Consider the following 23,710-nt stretch of genomic DNA (forward strand, 5'->3'; position numbering starts at 1 on the left):
TTTCGAGCTTCATCCCCAAAAAATCGTATATCCCGACGGACTTTTTATGGTCTCTCGGGCGGTCATCGATCACATAAAAAAACGGTGCACAATCTCAGCGGACCTGCGCACCGGATCTTGATAATGACTCAGGAATTTCCGATCCTGAGTACGAAAAAAATAGTTTTTATAATAATTTTAATATCGACAGTAACAGAACGTTCCCTGATGTATTTTCTGTCAAGTTCTATCTGCTGTTCTTTTGTAAGGGTATTCTTGCCGCCCACCTGCCAGTAGCAGGAGAGTCCCGGGTTCACGAGAAGCCTGTCCTCGGGAAGCCTTGCCTGTTCTCTGGGGATAAAGGGACGCGGTCCGACGATCGACATCTCGCCCTTGAGGATGTTTATCAGCTGGGGCAGTTCGTCGATGGAGGTCTTTCTGATGATATGTCCGATCTTTGTGATGCGGGGGTCGTCCTTAATTTTAAAGGTAGCGCCGTTGCATTCGTCCTTATCCATCAGTTCCTCGCGCTTTTTATCGGCTTTTTTGCACATGGAGCGGAATTTATATATCTTGAAAAGCTTTCCGTCCTTGCCGACTCTGTCCTGAGTATAGACAGGGCTGCCGAAATCCTCGACCATGATAAGTATCATCACCACCAGCATCAGCGGTGACAGTACGGTGATAGCCAGCAGAGAGAAAACGATATCGCTGATTCTCTTCACTGCCTCATATGCGGGCTTACTGCGGTAAATACTGTTTGAAGGGACAGCCTTTTTGCTCTCCGACAGTGATTTTTCGCCGAATGGTAACAGGTCGATATTGCCTGTCAGGACGTTTGTGTCGATTTGTGCGTTTACAGTAGTCATTTTTATCCTCTAAGTTCACAAGTCAATTTCCATAAAGAACCCGACGAAGTACATAATTTGTTAAATATTATACTTCATCAAAGATATTATACCACATCCGAACAGAAAAGTCAATGATTTTACACCATTTCATCACTATAAATAAGAAGTCGGGATTTATTTTGACGATAATATCTATATTATATATTTTCGTAAACCCATTGAAACGGTTTGTGCACAATTTCATAAAAATAATACTGAAAACGCATGGAAGAATAAGGGTAAAAGCAACTTAATCGATAAAAATATGCATATTGTACCCGAAATTTTCGGCGATTTGACGATTTCGGAATATTCCCTAAGTATGTATACTCTTTTTGAATTGATATTGTTATCGCAGCAATATTCAGCATGATTTAATTGACATATTCTATTAAATGTAGTAAAATATTAAGGATAATGTATATATTATGCCCTGTTGATGACGTGCGGCCGTCTTTTCGGAAATTGCGCTTTTTTTGACTCACGGGCGGTAATTTTTTTCGTCAGATCGCCTAATTCTGACGCAGGTCAAGGAGAATAAGGGGAAATGACTGCACAGACAAAAAACACAAAAGATAAGAATTTCCAATGGATCTCGACGCTGAGGGGCTTTGCGGCGCTGCTGGTTTTCACGGCGCATCTGCCGATACCCTTCCCGCATACGGTGAGCTTCGCCATCGGAAGGACGGGCGTTGCGCTGTTCTTCCTCATCACGGGGTACCTCGCCGTTTCGTCGAGGAAAAGGCGTTCGAGGAAGCAGTACCTTTTTAACCGCTTCGTGAGGATGTATCCCGTTTTCTGGCTGATACTCATCGCGACCTACGTGGTGAAGATACTCGCCTGGAACGCAGGATTCATGAATTATCTCAGGGATCTTGTGCTGAACATGACGCTGTTCAACGAGTTTCTCGGTACCGACTGCATCATCGGCACGAGCTGGATGATGCCCATTCAGGTCTGCTTTTTCCTGATGCTGACGGTGCTTCCCGCCGATTTCTTCGACGGGGACGGAACGAACAAGCTGCGCAGGGCTGACGTCCTGTTTCTCGCAGGGTGCGGTTTTACCCTCGCGTTATCGGTGCTGAGGTTCGTCACACACAAGAATATGCCGACGGCTTTCGGACTGCTGATACTCTTATCGCTCATCGGATTGCAGTACCGCGACTGCGGCGATGTCAGGGGCATTTCAAAGCACCTTATCGTTTTCGCGGTGACATTCATCCCGAGCGTGATACTCTCCTACAGGAGCGAGGCTGTGGGCTACATCGCCGCCTACGCCGCAGGTATCCTGCTGTTCATCCTGGCGGACAGGTCCAGCGTTTCGGTGGAAACCATGAACAGGCTCGGAAGTGTCGGGTTCTCGTTCTTTCTGGCGGCGGACATCCCGCACATCCTGCTCGAAAAGGTTTTCGACCCGAACGATTCGGCTGCAAAGCTCATCGTGTTCATAATCATAAAATTCGCGGCAAGTCTGGCTCTCGCTTATCTGCTGACAAGATTCGTCGAGGAGCCGATGCTAAAAAAGGCTAAGGGAATTGAGTCAAAGCTCAAATAACATTCTGGAGGCAATAGAATTGAAGAAGATCTTGCATATATCGAAGTACTATTTCCCGTTCATCGGCGGCGTCGAAGAGGTCGCGGCGGACATCACAGCCGCACTCAAAGGGGAAGAGTATCAGCAGAAGATAATCTGCTTCAACGAGGATTCGACCACCGACGGCGTCACCACCCACAGGGGCGAGACCGTTCACGACATGATCGACGGCGTCGAGGTGATACGCTGCGGAACGGCGGTAAAGCTGGCTTCGCAGGCGCTTTCGGTGACCTACTTCAACGAGCTGAAAAAGGTCATGGAGAGCTACAGACCCGACATCGTCGTGTTCCACTACCCGAATCCCTTTGTGTCGCAGATGCTTCTGATGTACAAAAAAATGGACTTCAAGCTGGTGGTCTACTGGCATCTTGACATCACAAAGCAGAAGGTGCTCTCGAAATTCTTCTATATGCAGAATATCGAACTGCTGAAAAGGGCGGACAAGGTCATCGCCACCAGCCCGAATTACATCAAGGGCAGCCCGTTCCTCACACGTTTCAGGGACAAGTGTACGGTAATACCCAACTGCATCAACAACGAGCGTCTGAAAGTGACACCCGAGATCGAAAAACTGGCGCATAAGATCCGCAACAAGTACAAGGGCAAGATCATCTGCTTCGGACTGGGCAGGCACATCCCCTACAAGGGCTTCATCAAGCTGGTGGAGGCGAGCAGGTATCTCGACGACAGGTTCGCGATCCTCATCGGCGGCAAGGGCGAGCTGACAGGTTCGCTGATAAAGGAAGCTTCCGGCGACAGCAAGGTGCATTTTCTCGGAAAGATCAGCGATTCCGAGCTTATCGCCTGCCTGCTGGCGTGCGATGTTTTCTGTTTCCCGTCCATAACGAAGAACGAGGCTTTCGGTATCGCGCTGGCTGAGGGTATGTACTTCGGCAAGCCTGCGGTAACGTTCACCATCGAAGGAAGCGGCGTGAACTACGTCAACGTCAAGGACGTGACGGGTCTTGAGTGCCCAAACTCCGACAGCCGCGCCTACGCAAAGGCTCTCGAAAAGCTGGCGTCCGACCCCGAGCTGAGAGAAAAGCTCGGAAACGCAGGCAGAGAGCGCGTCCTCGAAAACTTCACCTACGACCGTTTCCGCACCCGCATCATCGACATGATCGAGGCGCTTTGAGCTTTCGTGAGTGCGGGTTTGAACTGAGGGAAACCTTTCTGAAGAAAAGTTCTCCCCTTGCCGTGCGCAGCTAAGGCGGCCCCCTTTCCAAAGCCTTTAAATATGGCGAACTTTGATAGGAAGGGGAAGATAGGCTCTCGACACTTATGTAGGGGTGAGCATCGCTCGACTGCGCCCTTACACAAACGAATACTATGTTTGATTTTAAAGACATCTCCTGTGTGGGGGATGTCTTTTTTGTGCAAAAAAATCGGCAGCTCCCGAAGGAACTGCCGATGTGATATCCAATATTGAGCAGAGCTTTTATCAGCCGGGGATAGTCATGGTGATAGCTCTTGCGTTGATGTTGCTGGTATCCCAGTTGCCGTTGATCTTAGCGCCAACAACAACCTTGTAGGTACCTGCGGGAACGCCTGTTCTGCTGTAGGTCAGAACGTTGCCCTGAGCAAGGATCTTCCACTTGCCTGCGCTGTAGTAAGCTACGCAGTACTTATCAGCACCGTCAACAGCAGTCCAGTCAAGCTTGAATGCATTCTTGGAAGTGGTAGCGGTAGCTACAGGGTACTTGGAAGTGGACGAAGAAGTGCTGATAGCAGCAGTTACAGGGGTGGTACCGTAAACGATATCGCCGCTGATGTTGTCGCCTGTCAGGGAAGCAGTCTCAAGAGCAAGGGTAACCTTGGAGCCTTCGTACTTAGCGCCGTCCTTAACGGTCAGAACGAAAGTACCGAAGAGGTTGTCAGAACCGATCACTGCGGGAGTATTAGCATTGAAGAGAGCGTTCTTGTACTCGCCCTTGCTTGCAATGAAGTTGTCAAGACCGCTGAGACCGCTTACTGCGTTGTTGAACGAAACGCCGCTGAATACGTTGGTGTCAACCTTCAAAGAAAGGGTAACAGCCGAGATCTGCTGGCTGATGCAGCCGGTCAGATAGAAAGGAACGTAAACCTTTGTAGTGTTGCCGGAAGTCTTAACGGTGGCAGTACCGAGCTTGGACTTTACAGCTGTAGCGCTTACAGTTCTCATCGGGGTAGAAGTCTTTGCACCGGTGGACTTGTTTACCTTTACAGCGTAGATGTGAGCGCCATCGAGGTTCTGAGTCATCTTGATGCTTACCTTCTTGGTTGTGTAGTTCATCTTGGTCCAGTTGAACTTGCTGATATCATTGGTGCCCTTTACCTTATCGGTGCTGTAGTACCACTCATAGGTAAAGCCGTCAGTGCCGTACTGCTTATCCTCTTTGCCGAGAGTAACTTCCATTGTGAAAGTGTCGCCTACTGCGCAGTAAAGATCGCCGGTGAAATAAGTACCGGAGTACTGGAAATCTTCAGCAGCGCTTGCTACGATGCCGTTTGTTACATTAGCGAATGCAGCGGGAGCTACTGTTGCAGCAGCAGAACCAACGATAGCCATTGCGCTAAGAACTGCGGCGGTCTTACCAGCCATTTTTGTCATTCTCATTAATTATGACCTCCATCTTTAATATTATAACATTATTATCGTGACAAATGCCATGCCGATAATACAAACTGACTCGATACGGGGCGGCGCACTACATGATAGTATCGTCCCCTCGTATGGATTGAATTCATTATAACATTTATCTTAATCGGTTTCAATCGGGAAATCCCACAAACTTTGTGCATTATTTTTATGAGTCTGCTACAAAATATTTTTAAATTGTAAACCTTCGGTCGGATAATTCACCTTATCGGATAGACAAAATATTATATAGTTATTTTCCAGTAATCAATTATTGCAAAAATACATCATATATCACTCGAATAAGCAATAAGTTTTGATATATCTGCACAAAAAACCGACAGTTACAAAACGAAACTGTCGGTCTTCCGTAATATTAAAAATTGGAGAGTCTTTTAGCCGGGGATAGTCAGGGTAACAGCTCTTGCGTTGATGTTGCTGGTATCCCATGCGCCGTTGATCTTAGCGCCAACGACTACCTTGTAGGTACCTGCGGGAACGCCTGTTCTGCTGTAGGTGAGAACGTTGCCCTGTGCGAGGAGCTTCCACTTGCCTGCGGTGTAGTATGCTACGCAGTACTTCTCAGCGCCGTCAACAGCAGTCCAGTCGAGCTTGAATGCGTTCTTAGCGGTCTTAGCAGTAACTACGGGATACTTGGAAGCAGAAGAAGCGGTGCTGATAGCCACGGATACGGGAGTAGTGCCGTATACGAGGTTGCCGCTGATGTCGTCGCCTGTCAGTATTGCACTCTCAAGGTCGAGATTCAGCTTGGAACCCTGATACTTAGCGCCGTCCTTTACAGTGAGAACGAACTCACCGATAAGGTTATCGGAACCTACGGTAGCAGGAGTGGTAGCATTGAAGATCGAGTTTCTGTACTCGCCTGTGCTTGCGATATAGTTGTCAATACCGCTGAAGCCGCTTACAGCAGAATCGAACTCAACATCCTCGAATACATCCTTGTCAACTGTCAGGGAGATGGTCAGAGCGGAGATCTGCTGATCGATAAGGCCGCTCAGCTTGAAAGGAACGGTAACATAGGTCTTTCCGTCAACGGTCTCAACGGAAGCGGTGCCGAGCTGAGAAGTTACTGCCTTGCAGCAAACGGTTCTCATCGGGGTCTCGGTCCTCTCGCCTGTAGCCTTGTTGATCTTGACAGCGTAGATGTGAGCGCCGTTCAGGGACTCGCTCATCTTTATGCTTACCTTCTTGGTGGTGTAAGGGAGCTTGGTCCAGTTGAACTTGCTGATGATGTTGGTGCCTGTAACCTTATCAGTGCTGTAGTACCACTCATAGGTGAAACCGTCAAGGCCGTACTCCTTGTCCTGAGAGCCGAGAGTTACTTCCATCTCGAAATTCTGTCCTGCTGCGCAGTACAGGTCACCTGTGAAATAAGTACCCTTGTACTGGAAATCCTCCATAGCGCTTGCAACGATGCCCGTGTCGAGCTTTGCGAAAGCTGCGGGAGCTGCTACTGCGGTCGCGGAACCGATGATCGCCATAGCGCTGAGAACTGCTGCACACTTGCCTGCCATTTTTGCCATCTTCATTGTCAAAACCTCCATTTAAAAAACAATGTTTTTACCGAGGGCGTTCCCCGATACATTATGCGTAGACCGATGACGGGCGATGCGGCGTGTACTGTTTTTTGCTGTATTTACCGTCTCATCCGTAATCGGTTGACAACATTATAGCACCAAACTTAAACGTTTGCAACAGGAATTTTTAACAAACTTTACATATTCATTTTGTGGATATTAAATAATTTATATTTATATAAGATAATCATGTTAACATTGTACCATAGTCTTTTGCTAAAATCTTAAAACTTATCCAAATATTCATATTAGCAAAAATCATTCTTGCAGTATATTGGAGAGTTTTACACCTGCGTTTGCAAAGCGTCAGAATGCGCAAATAAGATAAATGAGCGAATATTGTTCAATAATTGCTATCAGGTCATTAGGCAGTGATTTAATTTTATTATATATACACCATAAATAAACTCATCCACAGGCACTTCACCGCCCTGTTTTTTTCCGCACAAAATGAAAGAACAGCAGTCCCCGAAGAAACTGCTGTTCTTTCATCAATTTAACATTGATTATTAAAATGGAGTGTCTGGTTAGCTTTTTCAGGCGACAGCGCCTATACCACCGCCGCTGTCTTTGGTCTTGTTTACCGACCTACTAAATTATATCACGAATACAGAACGGTTTCAATCGGAAAAATAGCCAAACTTTATTTGAGGTTTTCGTCCTAATTGTACAATATGAGCTTTACCATGATTTTCCACCAGCGATATTTATACCATATTTTTCATGCAAATTATGGTTTTTGAATATCTGGTTTGACCAAGTTCACCGCATCGCGGCACGGGGCTGATGCGGCTTTGATACGGTATTTCTTCATTTTTTATGCTATTCTATTCCATAAAAAATAGGTTGACAAAAGCAGAGACAATATAGTATAATAGGTTTTATAGGCAAAAATATCTGTTTTATACAGAAGAAACGAAGAGTTTTTCAGGGACACTTCAATATACAGACGAGGAGATCAAGGTTTTCTTATGAAAGGCATTATTTTAGCCGGCGGTTCCGGCACAAGACTTTATCCGCTGACGATGGTTACGTCAAAGCAGCTCCTGCCCGTTTACGACAAGCCGATGGTCTACTATCCGCTTTCGACCCTCATGCTTGCGGGCATCAAGGACATACTCATAATCTCCACCCCCACCGACCTGCCTAACTTCGAGAGGCTTCTCGGCGACGGCTCGGAGTACGGTGTGAATCTTTCGTACAAGGTGCAGCCCTCCCCCGACGGACTGGCTCAGGCGTTCATTCTCGGCGAGGAGTTCATCGGTGACGACGCCTGCGCTATGGTGCTGGGCGACAACATCTTCTACGGCAACGGCTTTGGAACGCTTCTCCGTGCGGCTGTAAAGGACGCGGAGCAGAACAAGCGTGCGACGGTATTCGGCTACTACGTTCCCGACCCTGAGCGCTTCGGCGTGGTGGAGTTCAACGAGAACGGTCAGGCTATCTCCATCGAGGAAAAGCCTGCCGAGCCTAAGTCGAATTACGCGGTGACGGGGCTTTACTTCTACCCGCAGGGCGTGAGCGCTCGTGCGAATCAGGTCAGGCCTTCCGCCCGCGGCGAACTGGAGATAACCACCCTCAACGAGATGTACTTAGACGACGCTCTGCTGGACGTTCAGCTTCTGGGGCGTGGCTTTGCGTGGCTCGACACCGGCACGATGGACAGCCTTGCGGAAGCGACGAACTTCGTGCAGATGGTTCAGAACCGTCAGGGCATCGAGATCTCCGCTCCCGAAGAGATAGCTTTCATCAACGGCTGGATAACCAAGGACGGGCTGATGAAGTCCGCCGAAAAATACGGAAAATCCCCATACGGCGCACATCTGAAAAAGGTTGCCGAGGGCAGGATAAAATACTAAGGAGCGCGTGAAATGGGCAATTTTACATTCAACGAGACCAAGATAAAGGGCGTTTACATAATCGATGTCAAGACCTTCGGCGACAACCGCGGCTACTTTATGGAGACCTACAAGGAGTCTGACTTCAAGGCGGCAGGACTTGACTACAACTTCGTTCAGGACAACCAGTCCAGCTCCCGAAAGGGCGTTCTTCGCGGGCTTCACTTCCAGAAGACCCACCCGCAGGCTAAGCTTGTGCGGGTGCTGAAAGGCGAGGTCTTTGACGTGGCGGTCGATCTGCGAAAGGGCAGCGAGACCTACGGACAGTGGGTCGGCGCTCTGCTTTCGGACGAGAACCACAGGCAGTTCATGATTCCCCGCGGATTCGCCCACGGCTTCCTCGTGCTGAGCGACTACGCCGAGTTCACCTACAAGTGCGACGACGTCTACCACCCCGAGGACGAGGGCGGTATAATGTGGAACGACCCCGCCATCGGCATCGAATGGCCCGACGCGGGCGAGATAATCCTCAGCGAAAAGGACAAAGTCCACCCCTCGCTCAAAGAATCCAAGATCGAATTTTAAGGAGAATTAACATGACTATTTTTGTAACAGGCGGCGCAGGCTTCATCGGCTCGAACTTCGTGTTCCATATGCTCGACACCTACCCCGACTACCGCATCGTGTGCCTTGACAAGCTGACCTATGCGGGCAATCTTTCTACCCTCGAACCCGTTATGCAGAATCCGAACTTCCGCTTCGTGAAGATCGACATCTGCGACCGCGAGGCGATCTACAAGCTCTTCGAGGAGGAAAAGCCGGATATCGTGGTCAATTTCGCGGCTGAATCGCACGTTGACCGTTCCATCGAGAACCCCGAGATCTTCTTGCAGACCAACATTCTCGGCACACAGGTGCTGATGGACGCTTGCAGAAAGTACGGTATTCAGCGTTATCATCAGGTGTCCACCGACGAGGTATACGGCGACCTGCCGCTTGACCGTCCTGATCTGTTCTTCACGGAGGAGACCCCGATACACACCTCTTCGCCTTATTCTTCGTCGAAGGCTGGCGCTGATCTGCTGGTAATGGCTTACCACCGCACCTACGGTCTGCCTGTGACTATCAGCCGCTGCTCCAACAACTACGGACCCTATCACTTTCCAGAGAAGCTGATCCCGCTGATGATCGCAAACGCGCTGGCTGACAAGCCTCTGCCCGTTTACGGTGAGGGTCTGAACGTCCGCGACTGGCTGTACGTTGAGGATCACTGCCGCGCAATCGACCTGATAATCCACAAGGGGCGCGTGGGCGAAGTGTACAACGTCGGCGGTCACAACGAGATGAAGAACATCGACATCGTGAAGCTGATCTGCAAGGAGCTCGGCAAGCCTGAGAGCCTAATCACCCACGTCGAGGACAGAAAGGGTCACGATATGCGCTACGCTATCGACCCGACCAAGATACACAACGAGCTCGGCTGGCTGCCCGAGACCAAGTTCGCGGACGGCATCAAGAAGACCATCGACTGGTACCTGAACAACCGCGAGTGGTGGGAGACCATTATCTCGGGCGAGTATCAGAACTACTACGAGAAAATGTACGGAAACAGAGGTACGGTGTGATGAGGGCATTTGTTACGGGTGTCGGCGGACAGCTGGGGTTTGACGTGATGAACGAGCTGAAAAAGCGCGGTTATGAGGCGGTCGGGTCGGATATTCTCGACAGCGTTGAACAGGATATCGAGTACAGAAAACTGGACATTACCGATCCGGCGGCAGTCGAAAAAGTGATATCCGAAGTCAACCCCGATGTGGTCATTCACCCTGCCGCATGGACGGCAGTTGACGCTGCCGAGGACGAGGAGAATATCCCGAAGGTCCGTGCTGTCAATGTTGACGGTCCGCAGAACATCGCGAACGTCTGCAAGAAGCTCGGCTGCAAGATGATACAGATCTCCACCGACTACGTTTTTGACGGAAAGGGTACAGAACCGTGGCAGCCCGACTGCAAGGACTACGCTCCGCTCGGCGTTTACGGTCAGACCAAGCTGGAGGGTGAGCTTGCGGTGGCGAACACACTGGAAAAGTATTTCATCGTGCGCATTGCCTGGGCGTTCGGCGTGAACGGGAATAATTTCGTCAGGACTATGCTGAACGTTGGCAAGAAGTACCCCGAAGTACGCGTTGTCAGCGACCAGATCGGCACGCCGACCTACACTTACGACCTCGCAAGGCTGCTTGTTGATATGGCGGAGAGCGACAAGTACGGCTACTATCACGCCACCAACGAGGGCGGGTACATCAGCTGGTACGACTTCACCTGCGAGATATTCAGGCAGGCGGGGTATGATACGAAGGTCACACCCGTGACTACTGCGGAGTACGGGCTGAGTAAGGCTGCACGTCCGTTCAACTCGCGGCTCGACAAGTCGAAGCTCGTAGATAACGGTTTCGAGCCGCTGCCGACCTGGCAGGATGCTCTGTGGCGTTACCTCAAAGTCCTCGCGGCTGAAAACTGAAACAATAGAACGCGCAGACCGTCTGCGCGTTTTTCATTTTCTCGCACCCGTGATCCTCAGGCAGCGGATGCCGCCGTAACGGTAGGTCGTCAGCGGTCGGTTGAATGCGGCTGACGAATGCGCCGCAACGAACGGTACACCGCCCCGAACATCGACCACCAGCAGGCTGTGATGGAAAATGCCGTTCGTACTCAGCTGGATAACGTCCCCGACCTCGGCTTCGTCGGGCGGCACGGTATGCCCGAAAGGCCCGACCCCCTTGTTGCCGACGATGAAACGGTAGAAATATCCCACCCCCGTCCACGCCGCCGCACGGTCGCGGAGCGAAAGGTAGTACCAGCCCGTATCGCGGGTGAGATTCATCACAGCGCCGCCTGCGTACAGACACTGGGACACGAAATTAGTGCAGTCGCCGCCGAGTTCTTCAAAGTCATAGAACGCAGGAGCGTGCGAAAACGCCCATCGGCGCGCATAGGCGACCTCAGCCGACCTGTCAAGCAGATACTCGGTCATGACGTAATGCAGGATGTTACCGACATAGGCTATCCCCTCCCCGTCTATCATATTACGGCGAGAGGATAATTATTCCCGAAAAAAATATCCGATGCCATCGCTTTCGCGAAAACATCGGATACGGCTTGGAAAGTTGATGATCGTCAGACCATCACAGGGAGAGGAGAATTTATCATTGACCCTGCCGATAGGCCCCGATAAACGAGAGCGTCGGTTGGGTTCGTGAATCGCTTATGCTTATGCGGATGCAGTCGGTCACGACGCCTCCGAGCGGGACGATGCGCTTGTAGCCCACCACCGTACCGCTGTATACCCTGCGGAAAACGCCGTTTTCGCGGACTTCAACAGCAAAGCTCTCGATACGCTGGCTCATGCGGATATTCTCTTTCAGCACGAGACAGCCGAGCTTTTCGGGCTTCCCGAAGGTGAGCGTCACCTCTGTGCGCGGCGAAGTCGGCATGAAAAAGCTGTCATAGCTGTCTTCGAGAACGTTTTCGATGCCGTGACCGCCGGCGGCGTTCTCACAGGAGAGAGCGGTGGACGGCAGGATGTTTTCGGCAAAAGTCCTGCGCAGGAATCCGCCCAGCTCGTAGAGCCGCTTCACGTCATTTTCGTGGATGAGCCCCTCATTCGTCGGGGGCACGTTCAGAAGAAAGGTCGCGTTGCCGCCGACCGATTTCATGTAGATGTCGGCAAGCTCGGCGAGGGGGCGCACCTTGTCGTTCTCGCTCTCGTGCCAGAACCATCCCGGTCGGATGGAAGTGTTGACTTCGGCAGGATACCATATCAGCCGTTCCTCGCCGCGAAGGATATCGCGGCTGCCGAGGTCGGAATCGCGGGCGTTGACCTCACGCTGACGGAACTCCTCACTGTCCTCGTGCTGGCTCTTTTCGGATATGATCTCGCTGTCCTTTGCACGCTCGGGGACGACGCTCCACTCAGCGGCGCGGGTGTGACCTGCTTCGTTGCCGCACCAGCGGACGTCGGGCCCGCAGACGGATATGCAGGCATCGGGCTGAAGCCGCCTGATGACCGCGTAGTAGCGTTCCCAGTCGTAGTACTGCTTCTTGCCGTTCTCGCCCTCGCCGCAGGCTCCGTCGAACCAGACGGAGAAAACCTCGCCGTAGCCCGTCAGCAGTTCGGTCAGCTGACCCACGAAGAAGTCATCGTACTCGCTGCCGCGCCCGTAGAGGGGCGAATTCCTGTCCCAGGGCGAGAGGTACACACCGAACTTGATGCCTTGCTTTTTGCAGGCGTCGGCGGTCTCGCGGACGATATCCCTGCCGCAGGGGCTGTTCATGACGTTGTGCGCCGTCAGCTTCGTGTCCCACAGGCAGAAGCCGTCGTGGTGCTTGCAGGTGAGTATCAGACCGCGCATCCCTGCGGATTTGACCGACAGCACCCACTGTTCGGGGTCGAGCTTCGAGGGAGCGAAGATGTCGGGGGATTCTTTGCCGTCGCCCCACTCGCGGTCGGTGAAGGTGTTGACCGTGAAGTGGATGAAGGCATAGAATTCGAGCTGCTGATGCTTTATCTGCCGTTCGCTCGGGACGGTCTTTATCAGTCGTTCGTCAAGTATCATGCGCCGCTCACTTCTTCTTGCGGAGAACGATGACTGCCGCCACCGCAACGATGACCGCGCCGCATACAGCAGTTATAGCCCCGAAGTTCAGCGAGGAGCCCTCGTCCTTGTCCTCGTCCTTTGCGGCAGAAGCGGTACTCTCAGCTGCGGAAGATGCCGCCGATACATCAGACCCCTCAGAACCTGCCGCTTCGGAAGAAACATCGGCGGCGGAGCTTTCGGCTTCGGCAGAATCCGCGGACTCGTCGGCAGACGAAGTCTCGTCCTCCTCGCCCGTGAGTATCGCAGCAGTCTCGATGGGTATCTCGGTGCCGTCGGGCATCACGGCGCTCTCAACAGGCTCGCCCGCGAAGTAAACGCGTGCGCTCTTGACCTCGATGGTGGTCGGGTCGCCCTCATCAACGCCGTCGATGACCATTTCGAGCGCCTGCATCATGGCGAGACCGTAGGGCTGTTCCTCGCGCAGGCAGAGCTTTCCGAGATCGCAGACAACGGTATATTCGCCGTTGCTGTTGATGACGTAGTCGGAGATACCCTTGAAATCCTCAAAACCGTACCAGTTGCCCGACTCATCGTAGTAGGTGAGCAGAGCGCCCCAGCCCACGTTGAACTCCTTGCCCGACCACTCACTGATCTCGAAGGTGACGGCGATGGCGGAAACGTCCTGATCGGGAACGTCCTTGAACAGCTGGAGCGTGTTATAGGGCTGGATGACCTTGATCCAGTTGCGTCCGCTCCCAGTTTCCTCGTCGGTCTCGATGCCCGAGCCGCCGACCGCATCGGAGCCGATGTCGAACTTATGTACCTGATCGGTCGGTTCGAGGTCGCGCTCGGCGCTTGCCGTAACGGACACAGCCATCCCGAGAGAAAGTGCGAAAACCGCCGCAGTTATTCTTTTAAACAGCATAAAATTACCCCCTGTGCAGATCTGTGTGCTGACGCGTGACAGATGCCTGTCCGCGTATCCTTACTTAACACTCATTATACACACATTGACAGAAATGTCAATAAACGATAGTACATAGCTATAACAATAGTACCATCTCTTTTTTGAGAAGCCGCAAAAAGACACGGGCATCCCTCCGCAGAGGGCAGGCGGACAGGAGCTCGCACCGTGCGGGATTTTTATTTTATAATGTAAGAGCGGACGCGGGTATAATGGCAGATTCGGCATTCAGGCGGTTTTGCAAAATTTGTATCATATTCCCATGAAGGTTTTGTAACGGAAGCGCTCTGGCAGCGCCGAAGAGACTGCGGATCACGATCTCCCGAGCGCTGAGAAAGCCGTGCAGCTTATAGAAGGAAGATCCGCCGAGCTGATCCCTCATCTGAACAGCGAGATGTCCGCTATGCCGTCAGGATTCTTTGAAGTGGGGTGGGACGTTCACATCAAGCCCTGCGGAAAGTTCATCTCAATAGGAAAGCAAAGCGTGTGCGCGGACACGGTCATAAACAGAGTGCATTTCGAGAAGCAGGACGCGGCGATACTCACCGAAGTACACGCAGGGCTTGTGACGGGTCTGCTCCTGAAATACTGCAAAGAGGACGAATAAGATTCCGCGAGTTTTCCCGTTTGGTGCGGGAATTAAAGATAAAAAGACACGGTACAACGTCAGGCAACGTTGTACCGTGTCTTTTTATTGGTTGCGGAGGCAGGATTTGAACCTACGACCTTCGGGTTATGAGCCCGACGAGCTACCGAACTGCTCCACTCCGCGATATTTTTTATCTCTCAGGAACCGTTGTGTTTCCCGATTGCTTTAATATTATATCACGAAATTTCAGGTCTGTCAATAGTATTTGCCCAAAAAAATTATATTTGTTAAAACCACATAAATTTTCCCGTGTTTAACAAAAAACTATTGACAAAGCAGAGAAAAAGTAGTATAATATTTATTGCATTCTGCTTTAACGGCGTAAAGCGCAAAAAGCAAAAAGGATAAAAGTGAGGTATTGCATAATGACAATGTGGATCGTTTTGGGTATGTACCTTATACTTATGATAGGTATAGGCGCATATTACCGAAAGAAAAACTCCGACACGTCTGACTACGTGCTGGGCGGAAGGTCGCTCGGCTCATGGTTCACGGCGTTCGCTTACGGAACGAGCTACTTCTCGGCGGTAATTTTCGTCGGATACGCAGGCAAGTTCGGATGGAACTACGGCGTTTCGGCGACGTGGGTCGGCATCGGAAACGCCATCATCGGCTCGCTCATCGCGTGGCTGGTACTCGGCAAACGCACACGCTCGATGTCGAAATTCCTCGACGCAAGGACGATGCCCGAATTCTTCGAGAAGCGCTACAAAAGCACAGGGCTCAAACTCGCTTCGGCAGTGATAATCTTCATATTCCTTATCCCCTACACCGCTTCGGCGTTCAACGGACTTTCGAGACTGTTCGAGAAGGCGTTCCACGTCAACTACGAAGTCTGCATCATCGTGATGGGCGTCATCACGGCGGCTTACGTTATCGTCGGCGGATACAAGGCTACGGCTCTCAATGACTTCATCCAGGGCATCGTGATGCTGATAGGAATATTCGCCTGCGTGCTGGTCATCCTCGACAACAACGGCGGTCTTGCCGCTTCGCTCAGAGCGCTCGGCTCTATCGAGTACAAGGGCGATAAGAACGTATACAACTCGCTGTTCGGACCCGACCCGATCAACCTGCTGGGCGTTGTTATACTTACCTCTCTCGGCACATGGGGTCTGCCCCAGATGGTCACCAAGTTCTACACCATCAAGAGCGAACAGGCTATCAAGCAGGGCACGGTCATCTCGACCATTTTCGCGTTCATCGTGGCTGGCGGATGCTACTTCCAGGGCGGTTTCGGCAGACTGTTCGTGACCGTTCAGCCCGACGGCACTCCCACAGGCGGTTTCGACGGCATCGTTCCGACCATGATGGAATCCCTGCCCGAGATACTGTTCGGCGTGGTCATCGTGCTGGTCCTCTCGGCTTCGATGTCTACCCTCAGCTCGCTGGTACTGACTTCAAGCTCGACACTGACCCTTGATATGATAAAGCCCATGTCAAAAGGCAAGCTCGAAGGCAAGAAGGAAGTGCTCGTCATGAGAATGTTCGTGGCGGTGTTCCTTGCCATCTCGTGCGGTATCGCGATAGCGACTCTTGAGAACCCGACTACAGTTATATCGACGCTCATGTCCATCAGCTGGGGCGCTCTCGCAGGCGCGTTCATCGGACCGTTCATGTGGGGTCTTTACCTGAAAAAGGTGACTAAGGCGGCAGTCTGGACTTCGTTCATCTGCGGCGTAGGCATCACAGTGGGACATATGTTCTACTTCACCTTCGGACACCGCACCGCTTTTCTCGGCGGACTCGCGCTCCACTCGCCTATCAACGCAGGCGCCTTCGCAATGCTGTTCAGCATCATGATCGTACCCGTAGTGAGCCTCTTCACCGCAAAACCCGACAAAAACGACGTCGAAGAGATCTTCACAGGTATGTCTACCATAAACTGACAACTCAGGACAGACTGCCCCGCGCAGTTTGTCCTGTTTTTTTGCCTGGGGAGAACCTTCCAAAGACTTTTAATATGTCGTTTGTTAGATGTGGTCGGGAAGATAGGCTATCAACGCTTCAAGAGATACCGTCTTTGGGGCAGGTTGGATATGTAGGGCGCAGGCTTGCTCCCGCCGCTTTTTATGCACACTCATTTTTTGCAAACGCTTGCCCATGCCCGAATCGCAGAATTAAGCGTGACCCGCCCCCCCATAAGCGCAGGAGACTTCTTGACATCGTGGGTGAGTGGTGATATAATATAGGCAGCGCAGCAGTGCGTTAAATTATATTATAGGGGGTAATTTTATTGGCAAGGACAAAGAGAAGTCTGCTGAGCATATTCATGTGCGCACTGACGGTGTTCATCATCTGTGCGGTGCAGCCCGTGAAGGCTTCGGCGGAGACAAATCCGAAGGCTGCGGACAACAGCAGCGTGTGGCTCATCAAGAACTCGTTTCTTGAAGCTATGGACGACGGCGGATACATGAGGGTCTTTTACGCGGATCATAAGGTTTACGTCGAGTACTACAGTCCGTCCTTCAAGCTGATGAGCAGAGATACCATCGAAATGGAACTGCCGATGTGGGGCGGTTTCTTCAAGGGCAGCGATGCCTACTATCTCTGTGAGGGTCAGGAAAACACCGACGAGAAGGACGATGCCGAAGTCATCAGGGTCATCAAGTACGACTTTGGCTGGAACAGGCTCGGTGCGGCTTCGATAACGGGCAACAAAGATCAGATATGGGGTTCTGATGTGCGTTATCCTTTCGACTACGGCTGCGTCGAGATGACCGAGTACAACGGCAAGCTGTTCATCACAACAGGGCATGAGGGGTATGTTGACCCCAACTACAATCAGGGGCATCAGGGCTACATGCTCATGATGGTGGACACCGACAGCATGACGGGCAAGATAATCGACGCCGACCTGTGGCACTCCTTCGCCCAGTACATCAAAAACGACGGCACGGGGCTGTACATCTATCAGCAGAGCGAGGGTTCGCGCTGCACGACTCTCGACCGTTTCGACCTCGAAACGCTCATAAAGTGCGTCGAGAACGGCAAGATAAGCTACTTCTACAACAGCGAGATCTCCGACACCGAACAGGTATTCAAATACGGCGGCGTACAAACTTCCGCATGGGCTATCCCCTGCTACGCGACCGTCAACGACATGGCGCTGTCGGCGGACAACGTGCTGGGTATCGGCACCTCAATCGACCAGTCGAAGTACGAATCCTATGACAGCAACAGCACGCCTTACAACATCTACCTTACCGTCACCCCGAAAAACGAGGTGGGCAAGGGCAAGACTTCCGTAAAGTGGCTGACTTCCTACAGCAGCGGCGCAAAGCAGTTCACGGGCGTGTTCCTCACGAAGATAAGCGACGACCGTTTCCTCGTGACATGGGGCGAAAAGAACACCTCCAAGACCCCTGCCGACGTCAATGACCCGCTCTCGGGGAACGTTCTGCACTATCTGTTCATTGACGGCAGCGGCAACAAGCTCAGCAGCGAATATACCGCCCGTGCGTCGATCTCCGATTGCAGACCGACCGTCAGCGGCGGAAAGGCTGTGTTCTACACATCGAACGGCTCGTCTCTCGATTTCTACGGCATCGACGTGAACAGCGGCGCTTCCTCGAAGAAGGTCTACCGCATCGCAGGCGACAGCGCGACGTGGGAGTGCAAGGACGGTGTGCTGACCATCTCGGGCACGGGCAGCCTTTATGCCTGCGACACCGAGAATGTCTACTGGAGCGGCACCCTGTTCAGCCCGCTCGCGGATGTGGTGACAAAAGTTGTGGTAAAGTCTGGCATCACCGACATCCCCGCATACGAATTCGCTTACCTGACCGAGCTCAAGACCGTTGTTATCGAGCCTGGGGTAAAGACCATCGGCAAGCGCGCGTTCTCGAATATACATGACCTCGAAAGGGTCTACATCCCGAAGAGCGTGACCTCGATAGGCGAGGACATCGTCTGGACAGGCTGGTACTGGACAGGCAGCGGCGACCACGTTTACAGCGCGGCCATCTGCACGAACTACGGTTCGGCGGCTTATAAGTACGCCGAAAAGTACAGCATAAAGTACCTGCTCGACCTGGCAGACGCGGAGATAAGCGGCATCAGTTCGAGCTACAGTGCAACGGGTTCGGCTATCGTTCCGAACATCACTGTAAAGCTCGGCGGAAAGACCCTCACGAAGGGCACGGACTACACCGTCACCTGCAAGAACAACGTGAACGCAGGCACGGCGACACTCACGATAACGGGTACGGAAAACTACAAGGGTTACTTCGGCACCAGGTCGGCGAACTTCAACATCAGGAATCCGCAGAAGAGCATATCGAAGTGTACCGTGACTCTCTCGGGCACCAGCTTTGAATACACGGGCAGCCCGATAAAGCCTGCCGTTACCGTCAAGGACGGCACCAAAACGCTGAAGGAGAACACCGATTACAGCGTCAGCTACGTCAACAACGTGAACGCAGGCACGGCTTACGTTTACATCGGCGGAAAAGGCGACTACAATGACGTTGTTTCAAAGAGCTTCACCATCACTCCGCCCACCGACATCGCAAAGGCAGAGATAACCCATCCGAAGTCGGTCTATTGGTACGAGGGCAAGGCGGTCGAGCCCGAACCCATTGTCAAGCTCGGCGGAAAGACCCTCACGAAGGGTACAGACTACACCGTCACCTACCGAAACAACAGCACCACAGGCAAGGCGTACTTCGCGGTCAAGGGCATCGGGAACTACACGGGCAGACAGGTGGTCTACTACAAGATAGCTCCCGGAGTACAGACCATCACCGACCTGAGATCCTTCACGGCACAGAAGATCGTCATCACATGGAAGAAGGACAAGAGGGCTACGGGCTATCAGTTCCAGATCTCCGCAGACCCGACCTTCAAGACGGGCGTGACCACCCACGTCGCACAGACCAGCGACACCATCTCCCGTCAGTGCATAAAGCTCAAATCGGGTACGACCTACTATTTCAGACTGCGTGCGTACAAGATGATCGACGGGGCAAGATGCTACGGTCCCTACACCGAAGTACAGTCCTGCACGGCTAAATAATACGCTTGTTTTCAGAGCCTGCTCACCCCGAGCAGGCTCGTTTTTTCGCATACGGATGCATAACGCCCGAAAATGCGGAAAATATGCGGTTTTGACAAAAAAAATCTCGGAAAAACCTTGCAATTAGTGAAAAAAAGTGATATAATTGAAGTATGCAGATATTTGCAGGAGACCCATTATACGGTTTCTGCACCGAATATGCGCATATTCCAGGTGATTATGCAGGTTTTGCACGGAATTTTTGCATATTTTATTAAATTTTGTGCAAAAAGGGTTGACAAACCGAAAAAACGGTGTATAATAGTTTATATAAACGCATTATCTGCAAAACTTATTACTTGTTTACTGGAGGAATCACCAATGGCTAAGGAGATCAAAAAGGTTGTTTTGGCATATTCGGGCGGACTTGATACATCTATCATCATTCCGTGGCTCAAGGAGAATTACAATAACTGCGAAGTAATCGCTGTTTCGGGCGACGTAGGACAGGGCACCGAGCTCGACGGTCTTGAGGAAAAGGCTATCAAGACAGGCGCTTCCAAGCTCTACATCGAGGACCTCAAGAAGGAGTTCATCGAGGAGTACGTTTATCCTACCGTTCAGGCAGGCGCTGTTTACGAGAACAGATACCTGCTCGGCACTTCCTTCGCTCGTCCGATCATCGCTAAGAGGATCGCCGAGATCGCTATCGCTGAGGGCGCTGACGCTATCTGCCACGGCTGCACAGGCAAGGGCAACGACCAGGTAAGATTCGAGCTCGCTATCAAGAGATACGCTCCCGATATGGAGATCATCGCTCCCTGGAGGATCTGGGATCTCAAGAGCCGTGAGCAGGAGATCGAGTACGCTGAGGCTCACAACATTCCTCTGAAGATAAACAGAGAGACCAACTACTCGAAGGATAAGAACCTGTGGCACCTCTCGCACGAGGGTCTCGACCTTGAGGATCCCGCAAACGAGCCGCAGTACGAGAAGCCGGGCTTCCTTGAGCTGGGCGTTTCCCCGATCCAGGCTCCCGACAAGCCCACTTACGTTACCATCCACTTCGAGAAGGGTATCCCCACTTCCGTTGACGGCGTTGAGCTGGACGGTCCCGCACTCGTAGCTAAGCTCAACGAGCTGGGCGGCGCTAACGGCATCGGTCTCGCAGACCTCGTAGAGAACAGACTCGTAGGCATGAAGAGCCGCGGCGTTTATGAGACTCCCGGCGGAACTATCCTCTATCACGCTCACGACGTTCTTGAGACCATCACCCTCGACAAGGAGACCGCACGCATCAAGCAGTACCTCTCCATCAAGTTCGCAGACGTTGTTTACAACGGTCAGTGGTACACTCCCCTCCGTGAGGCTATGAGCGCATTTGTTACCGAGACCCAGAAGACTGTTACCGGCGACGTTAAGCTCAAGCTCTACAAGGGCAACATCATCAACGCAGGCGTTACTTCGCCGTACACTCTGTACGATGAAGAGGTAGCGACCTTCGACGAGGATAACGTATACAACCAGGCAGATTCCGCAGGATTCATCAATCTGTTCGGTCTGCCGATAAAGGTAAGAGCCAAGCTCGAACAGAAGCGCGGCAACTGAGCTTTCCGCACAAGGAGGTGCTGATATGGCTGATAAGAATGACGGTATTTTCGAGCCTGCACTGGAGAAAAAGGTCGAGATCTCATATGACAGCCTCCCTAATTCGACCTTCGAGGACGTTAACCTCGGAGGGGCAAGTTTCAATAACGTAAGCCTGAAACGCTCGGTATTCAACGACGTGAATATGGACGACACACAGTTCAACGACGTGAGTCTGAAAAACGGCAAGTTCACCGACATCTACATGGTGAACACGGGCTTTCTCGGCGTGAATCTTTCGGGTTCGCGCTTCGGATGTTCGATAATGAACAACGTTGAATTCAAGAACCCCGATCTGAAAAACTCGCAGTTCGTTCACTGCGACCTTTCAAACGTCGAGATAAACGACTGCAAGATCGACGGCATGAAGATCAACGGGATAGACATCGCAAAACTGCTGGAACAGCATAAGAGCGATAAAGAATAATTGCGCTGCGGCGGGGGACGCACTTCCGCCGCTTAGCGTTTTTCTGACAGGAGAAAAAATTATGGCAAACATGATGTGGGCAGGACGCTTCACAAAGCAGATAGACGAGAGAGTCAACGATTTCAACTCCTCGATCAAGTTCGATTCGAGAATGTATAAGAGCGATATCGAAGGCTCGATAGCTCATGCTACCATGCTCGGCGAGTGCGGTATCATCGACAAGAGCGAGAGCGAGAAGATAATCGAGGGTCTCAAAGGCATACTGGCAGACATCGAAAGCGGTGCGCTCGAATTCGACCCGACCGCTGAGGATATCCATATGTTCAACGAGAGCGAGCTTACCAAGCGTCTCGGCGACACGGGCAAGAGACTTCACACCTCCCGTTCGAGAAACGATCAGGTGGCACTCGACATCAGACTCCACCTCAGAGATGAAGTCAGCGAGATAAAGGCGCTCACAAAGGAGCTTATCGGGACTATACTCACCCTTGCAGAAGGCAACCTTGAAACGGTTATGCCGGGCTATACTCATATGCAGAGGGCTCAGCCGATAACTTTTGCTCACCATGTACTTGCTTACGCGCAGATGCTCATGCGCGACCTCGGCAGACTGGACGACACGGCAAAGAGAATGAACTACAATCCTCTCGGAAGCTGTGCGCTGGCAGGCACGACCTACCCAATCGACAGACAGAGAACAGCTGAACTTCTCGGTTTCGACGGCGTGTGCGAAAATTCCCTCGACGGCGTTTCGGACAGAGATTTCTGCATCGAGCTGGCTTCGGCGATATCCATCCTCATGATGCACCTTTCGAGATTCTCGGAAGAGATAATCATGTGGTGCTCGTGGGAGTTCAAGTTCGTTGAGCTCGACGACGCTTACGCTACAGGTTCGTCCATCATGCCCCAGAAGAAAAACCCCGACGTTACCGAGCTTATCAGAGGCAAGACGGGACGCGTTTACGGCGACCTCAACACCCTGCTCACCATGATGAAGGGCATCCCCCTCGCATACAACAAGGATATGCAGGAGGACAAGGAAGCTGTCTTCGACGCGGTGGACACCGTTAAGCTCTGCCTCAGAACGTTCATCCCGATGCTCGCTACCATGCGCGTTCTCCCCGAGAACATGAGAGCGGCGGCGGCTAAGGGCTTCATCAACGCTACCGACTGCGCGGATTACCTCGTAAAGAAGGGTATGCCGTTCAGGGACGCTTACAAGGCGACAGGCACGCTCGTTCACGTATGCATCGAAAAGGGCGTGACCCTCGAAACTCTTCCCATCGAAGAGTACAAGGCGGTCTGCGACACCTTCGATACCGACGTTTACGACGCGATAAGCCTTGAGACCTGCGTTATGCAGAGAAAGAGCGAGGGCGGACCTGCTCCCGACGCGGTAAAGGTACAGCTTGCTCATCTGAAGGAGAAGCTCGGTGAGATCGGATAAAACAGACGATAAACCGCTGAAGTCGTATCAGAGGGCGCTGATATATCTGGCAGTCTGGCTCATTCCCGTTGTGGGACTGAAACTGCTGTTCGATAACGTTCTCGGCTCGCTGATACTGCACATCGCCTACGCGATGATGCTGCTCCCCGCTGTCACCCTTACGGTCAGCTTCATCTACTCGAAACGCGGCGGACTGAATCCGTGGCTTCCCTGCTATATGGGGGCGGCGGTGCTGGTGCTGTATTTCGGGTTCGGGTTCAGATCGCTGAGCCCCGACTTCATCGTCACGAACCTTGTGTGCGGATTCTTCGGTTTCGCGCTGGGGAACGTGTTCAGGGATGAGGGCGCTTACAAGGCACAGTACGCAGTTGACCACGCGAAAAAGCTCGCGGAGGAAGAACGCGAGAGGAACTACAGATCCATCATCGACAACGGAAAAAAGAAAAAATGACAACGGGAAAAGCTC

General features: G+C 52.0%; 19 protein-coding genes and 1 tRNA gene. 13 read left to right on the forward strand and 7 right to left on the reverse strand.

Annotated elements, in window-relative coordinates; genetic code table 11:
• Window positions 1–128 precede the first annotated feature (128 nt).
• Window positions 129–848, reverse strand: a complete 720-nt coding sequence (locus BT142_RS16080) for a sugar transferase (RefSeq protein WP_072419200.1) — start codon at window positions 846–848, stop codon at window positions 129–131.
• A 568-nt stretch (window positions 849–1,416) separates the two neighbouring features.
• Here BT142_RS16080 and BT142_RS16085 point away from each other — a divergent pair.
• Together BT142_RS16085 and BT142_RS16090 are read left to right on the forward strand one after the other, a co-directional pair.
• The gene (locus tag BT142_RS16085; protein ID WP_072419201.1) at window positions 1,417–2,424 is read left to right on the forward strand and encodes an acyltransferase family protein; all 1,008 of its coding nucleotides are present in this window, start codon (window positions 1,417–1,419) and stop codon (window positions 2,422–2,424) included.
• Window positions 2,425–2,443: 19 nt separating this feature from the next.
• A complete protein-coding gene (locus BT142_RS16090) occupies window positions 2,444–3,598 on the forward strand; it encodes a glycosyltransferase (protein WP_072419202.1) in 1,155 nt (384 codons plus the stop codon).
• Between the two features lie 306 nt (window positions 3,599–3,904).
• Here BT142_RS16090 and BT142_RS16095 read toward each other — a convergent pair whose 3' ends face one another.
• Both BT142_RS16095 and BT142_RS16100 read right to left on the reverse strand, forming a co-directional pair.
• Window positions 3,905–5,059 (reverse strand): hypothetical protein, encoded by a 1,155-nt coding sequence (locus BT142_RS16095; RefSeq protein ID WP_072419203.1) that lies wholly within the window; start codon window positions 5,057–5,059, stop codon window positions 3,905–3,907.
• A 416-nt stretch (window positions 5,060–5,475) separates the two neighbouring features.
• A complete protein-coding gene (locus BT142_RS16100) occupies window positions 5,476–6,630 on the reverse strand; it encodes a hypothetical protein (protein ID WP_072419204.1) in 1,155 nt (384 codons plus the stop codon).
• 1,019 nt (window positions 6,631–7,649) lie between these two features.
• Between BT142_RS16100 and rfbA the strand changes: the two genes are divergently transcribed.
• The 4 genes from rfbA to rfbD are packed head-to-tail and all read left to right on the forward strand — an operon-like array spanning window position 7,650 to window position 11,037.
• Entirely contained in the window at window positions 7,650–8,537 is an 888-nt protein-coding gene (rfbA, locus tag BT142_RS16105; protein WP_072419205.1) for a glucose-1-phosphate thymidylyltransferase RfbA, read from the forward strand.
• Window positions 8,538–8,549: 12 nt separating this feature from the next.
• A complete protein-coding gene (gene rfbC / locus BT142_RS16110) occupies window positions 8,550–9,101 on the forward strand; it encodes a dTDP-4-dehydrorhamnose 3,5-epimerase (protein ID WP_072419206.1) in 552 nt (183 codons plus the stop codon).
• A gap of 11 nt (window positions 9,102–9,112) precedes the next feature.
• Window positions 9,113–10,141 carry a dTDP-glucose 4,6-dehydratase gene (rfbB, locus tag BT142_RS16115; protein ID WP_072419207.1) on the forward strand — a complete coding sequence of 343 codons (1,029 nt, stop codon included), beginning with the start codon at window positions 9,113–9,115 and terminating at the stop codon, window positions 10,139–10,141.
• Window positions 10,141–11,037, forward strand: a complete 897-nt coding sequence (gene rfbD / locus BT142_RS16120) for a dTDP-4-dehydrorhamnose reductase (protein WP_072419208.1) — start codon at window positions 10,141–10,143, stop codon at window positions 11,035–11,037. Before rfbB ends, rfbD begins: the two co-directional genes overlap by 1 nt.
• A gap of 33 nt (window positions 11,038–11,070) precedes the next feature.
• On the opposite strand, the gene BT142_RS16125 is transcribed toward rfbD, so the two are convergent.
• From BT142_RS16125 to BT142_RS16135, 3 genes are all read right to left on the reverse strand, one after another.
• Window positions 11,071–11,601 carry an amidase domain-containing protein gene (locus tag BT142_RS16125; protein ID WP_242872017.1) on the reverse strand — a complete coding sequence of 177 codons (531 nt, stop codon included), beginning with the start codon at window positions 11,599–11,601 and terminating at the stop codon, window positions 11,071–11,073.
• Window positions 11,602–11,722: 121 nt separating this feature from the next.
• A complete protein-coding gene (locus tag BT142_RS16130; RefSeq protein WP_072419209.1) occupies window positions 11,723–13,132 on the reverse strand; it encodes an alpha-L-fucosidase in 1,410 nt (469 codons plus the stop codon).
• Window positions 13,133–13,139: 7 nt separating this feature from the next.
• A complete protein-coding gene (locus BT142_RS16135) occupies window positions 13,140–14,039 on the reverse strand; it encodes a hypothetical protein (RefSeq protein WP_072419210.1) in 900 nt (299 codons plus the stop codon).
• A 379-nt stretch (window positions 14,040–14,418) separates the two neighbouring features.
• Here BT142_RS16135 and BT142_RS16140 point away from each other — a divergent pair, with 379 nt between their 5' ends.
• On the forward strand, window positions 14,419–14,685 hold the full coding sequence (locus BT142_RS16140; protein ID WP_072419211.1) for a hypothetical protein: 267 nt from the start codon (window positions 14,419–14,421) through the stop codon (window positions 14,683–14,685).
• A gap of 88 nt (window positions 14,686–14,773) precedes the next feature.
• On the opposite strand, the gene BT142_RS16145 is transcribed toward BT142_RS16140, so the two are convergent.
• Window positions 14,774–14,850, reverse strand: a tRNA-Met gene (locus tag BT142_RS16145).
• Between the two features lie 242 nt (window positions 14,851–15,092).
• Between BT142_RS16145 and BT142_RS16150 the strand changes: the two genes are divergently transcribed.
• The 6 genes from BT142_RS16150 (at window position 15,093) to BT142_RS16175 (ending at window position 23,695) form a co-directional block, all read left to right on the forward strand.
• The gene (locus tag BT142_RS16150; protein ID WP_072419212.1) at window positions 15,093–16,616 is read left to right on the forward strand and encodes a sodium:solute symporter family protein; all 1,524 of its coding nucleotides are present in this window, start codon (window positions 15,093–15,095) and stop codon (window positions 16,614–16,616) included.
• Window positions 16,617–16,963: 347 nt separating this feature from the next.
• Window positions 16,964–19,744 carry a leucine-rich repeat protein gene (locus tag BT142_RS16155; protein ID WP_072419213.1) on the forward strand — a complete coding sequence of 927 codons (2,781 nt, stop codon included), beginning with the start codon at window positions 16,964–16,966 and terminating at the stop codon, window positions 19,742–19,744.
• A 360-nt stretch (window positions 19,745–20,104) separates the two neighbouring features.
• On the forward strand, window positions 20,105–21,331 hold the full coding sequence (locus BT142_RS16160) for an argininosuccinate synthase (RefSeq protein WP_072419214.1): 1,227 nt from the start codon (window positions 20,105–20,107) through the stop codon (window positions 21,329–21,331).
• Window positions 21,332–21,356: 25 nt separating this feature from the next.
• On the forward strand, window positions 21,357–21,797 hold the full coding sequence (locus BT142_RS16165) for a pentapeptide repeat-containing protein (RefSeq protein ID WP_072419215.1): 441 nt from the start codon (window positions 21,357–21,359) through the stop codon (window positions 21,795–21,797).
• A 61-nt stretch (window positions 21,798–21,858) separates the two neighbouring features.
• The gene (gene argH / locus BT142_RS16170) at window positions 21,859–23,244 is read left to right on the forward strand and encodes an argininosuccinate lyase (protein ID WP_072419216.1); all 1,386 of its coding nucleotides are present in this window, start codon (window positions 21,859–21,861) and stop codon (window positions 23,242–23,244) included.
• The gene (locus tag BT142_RS16175) at window positions 23,231–23,695 is read left to right on the forward strand and encodes a hypothetical protein (RefSeq protein ID WP_072419217.1); all 465 of its coding nucleotides are present in this window, start codon (window positions 23,231–23,233) and stop codon (window positions 23,693–23,695) included. Before argH ends, BT142_RS16175 begins: the two co-directional genes overlap by 14 nt.
• Window positions 23,696–23,710 lie beyond the last annotated feature (15 nt).

It is taken from the genome of Ruminococcus sp. YE71 (assembly GCF_900119155.1).
Lineage (GTDB): Bacteria > Bacillota > Clostridia > Oscillospirales > Ruminococcaceae > YE71.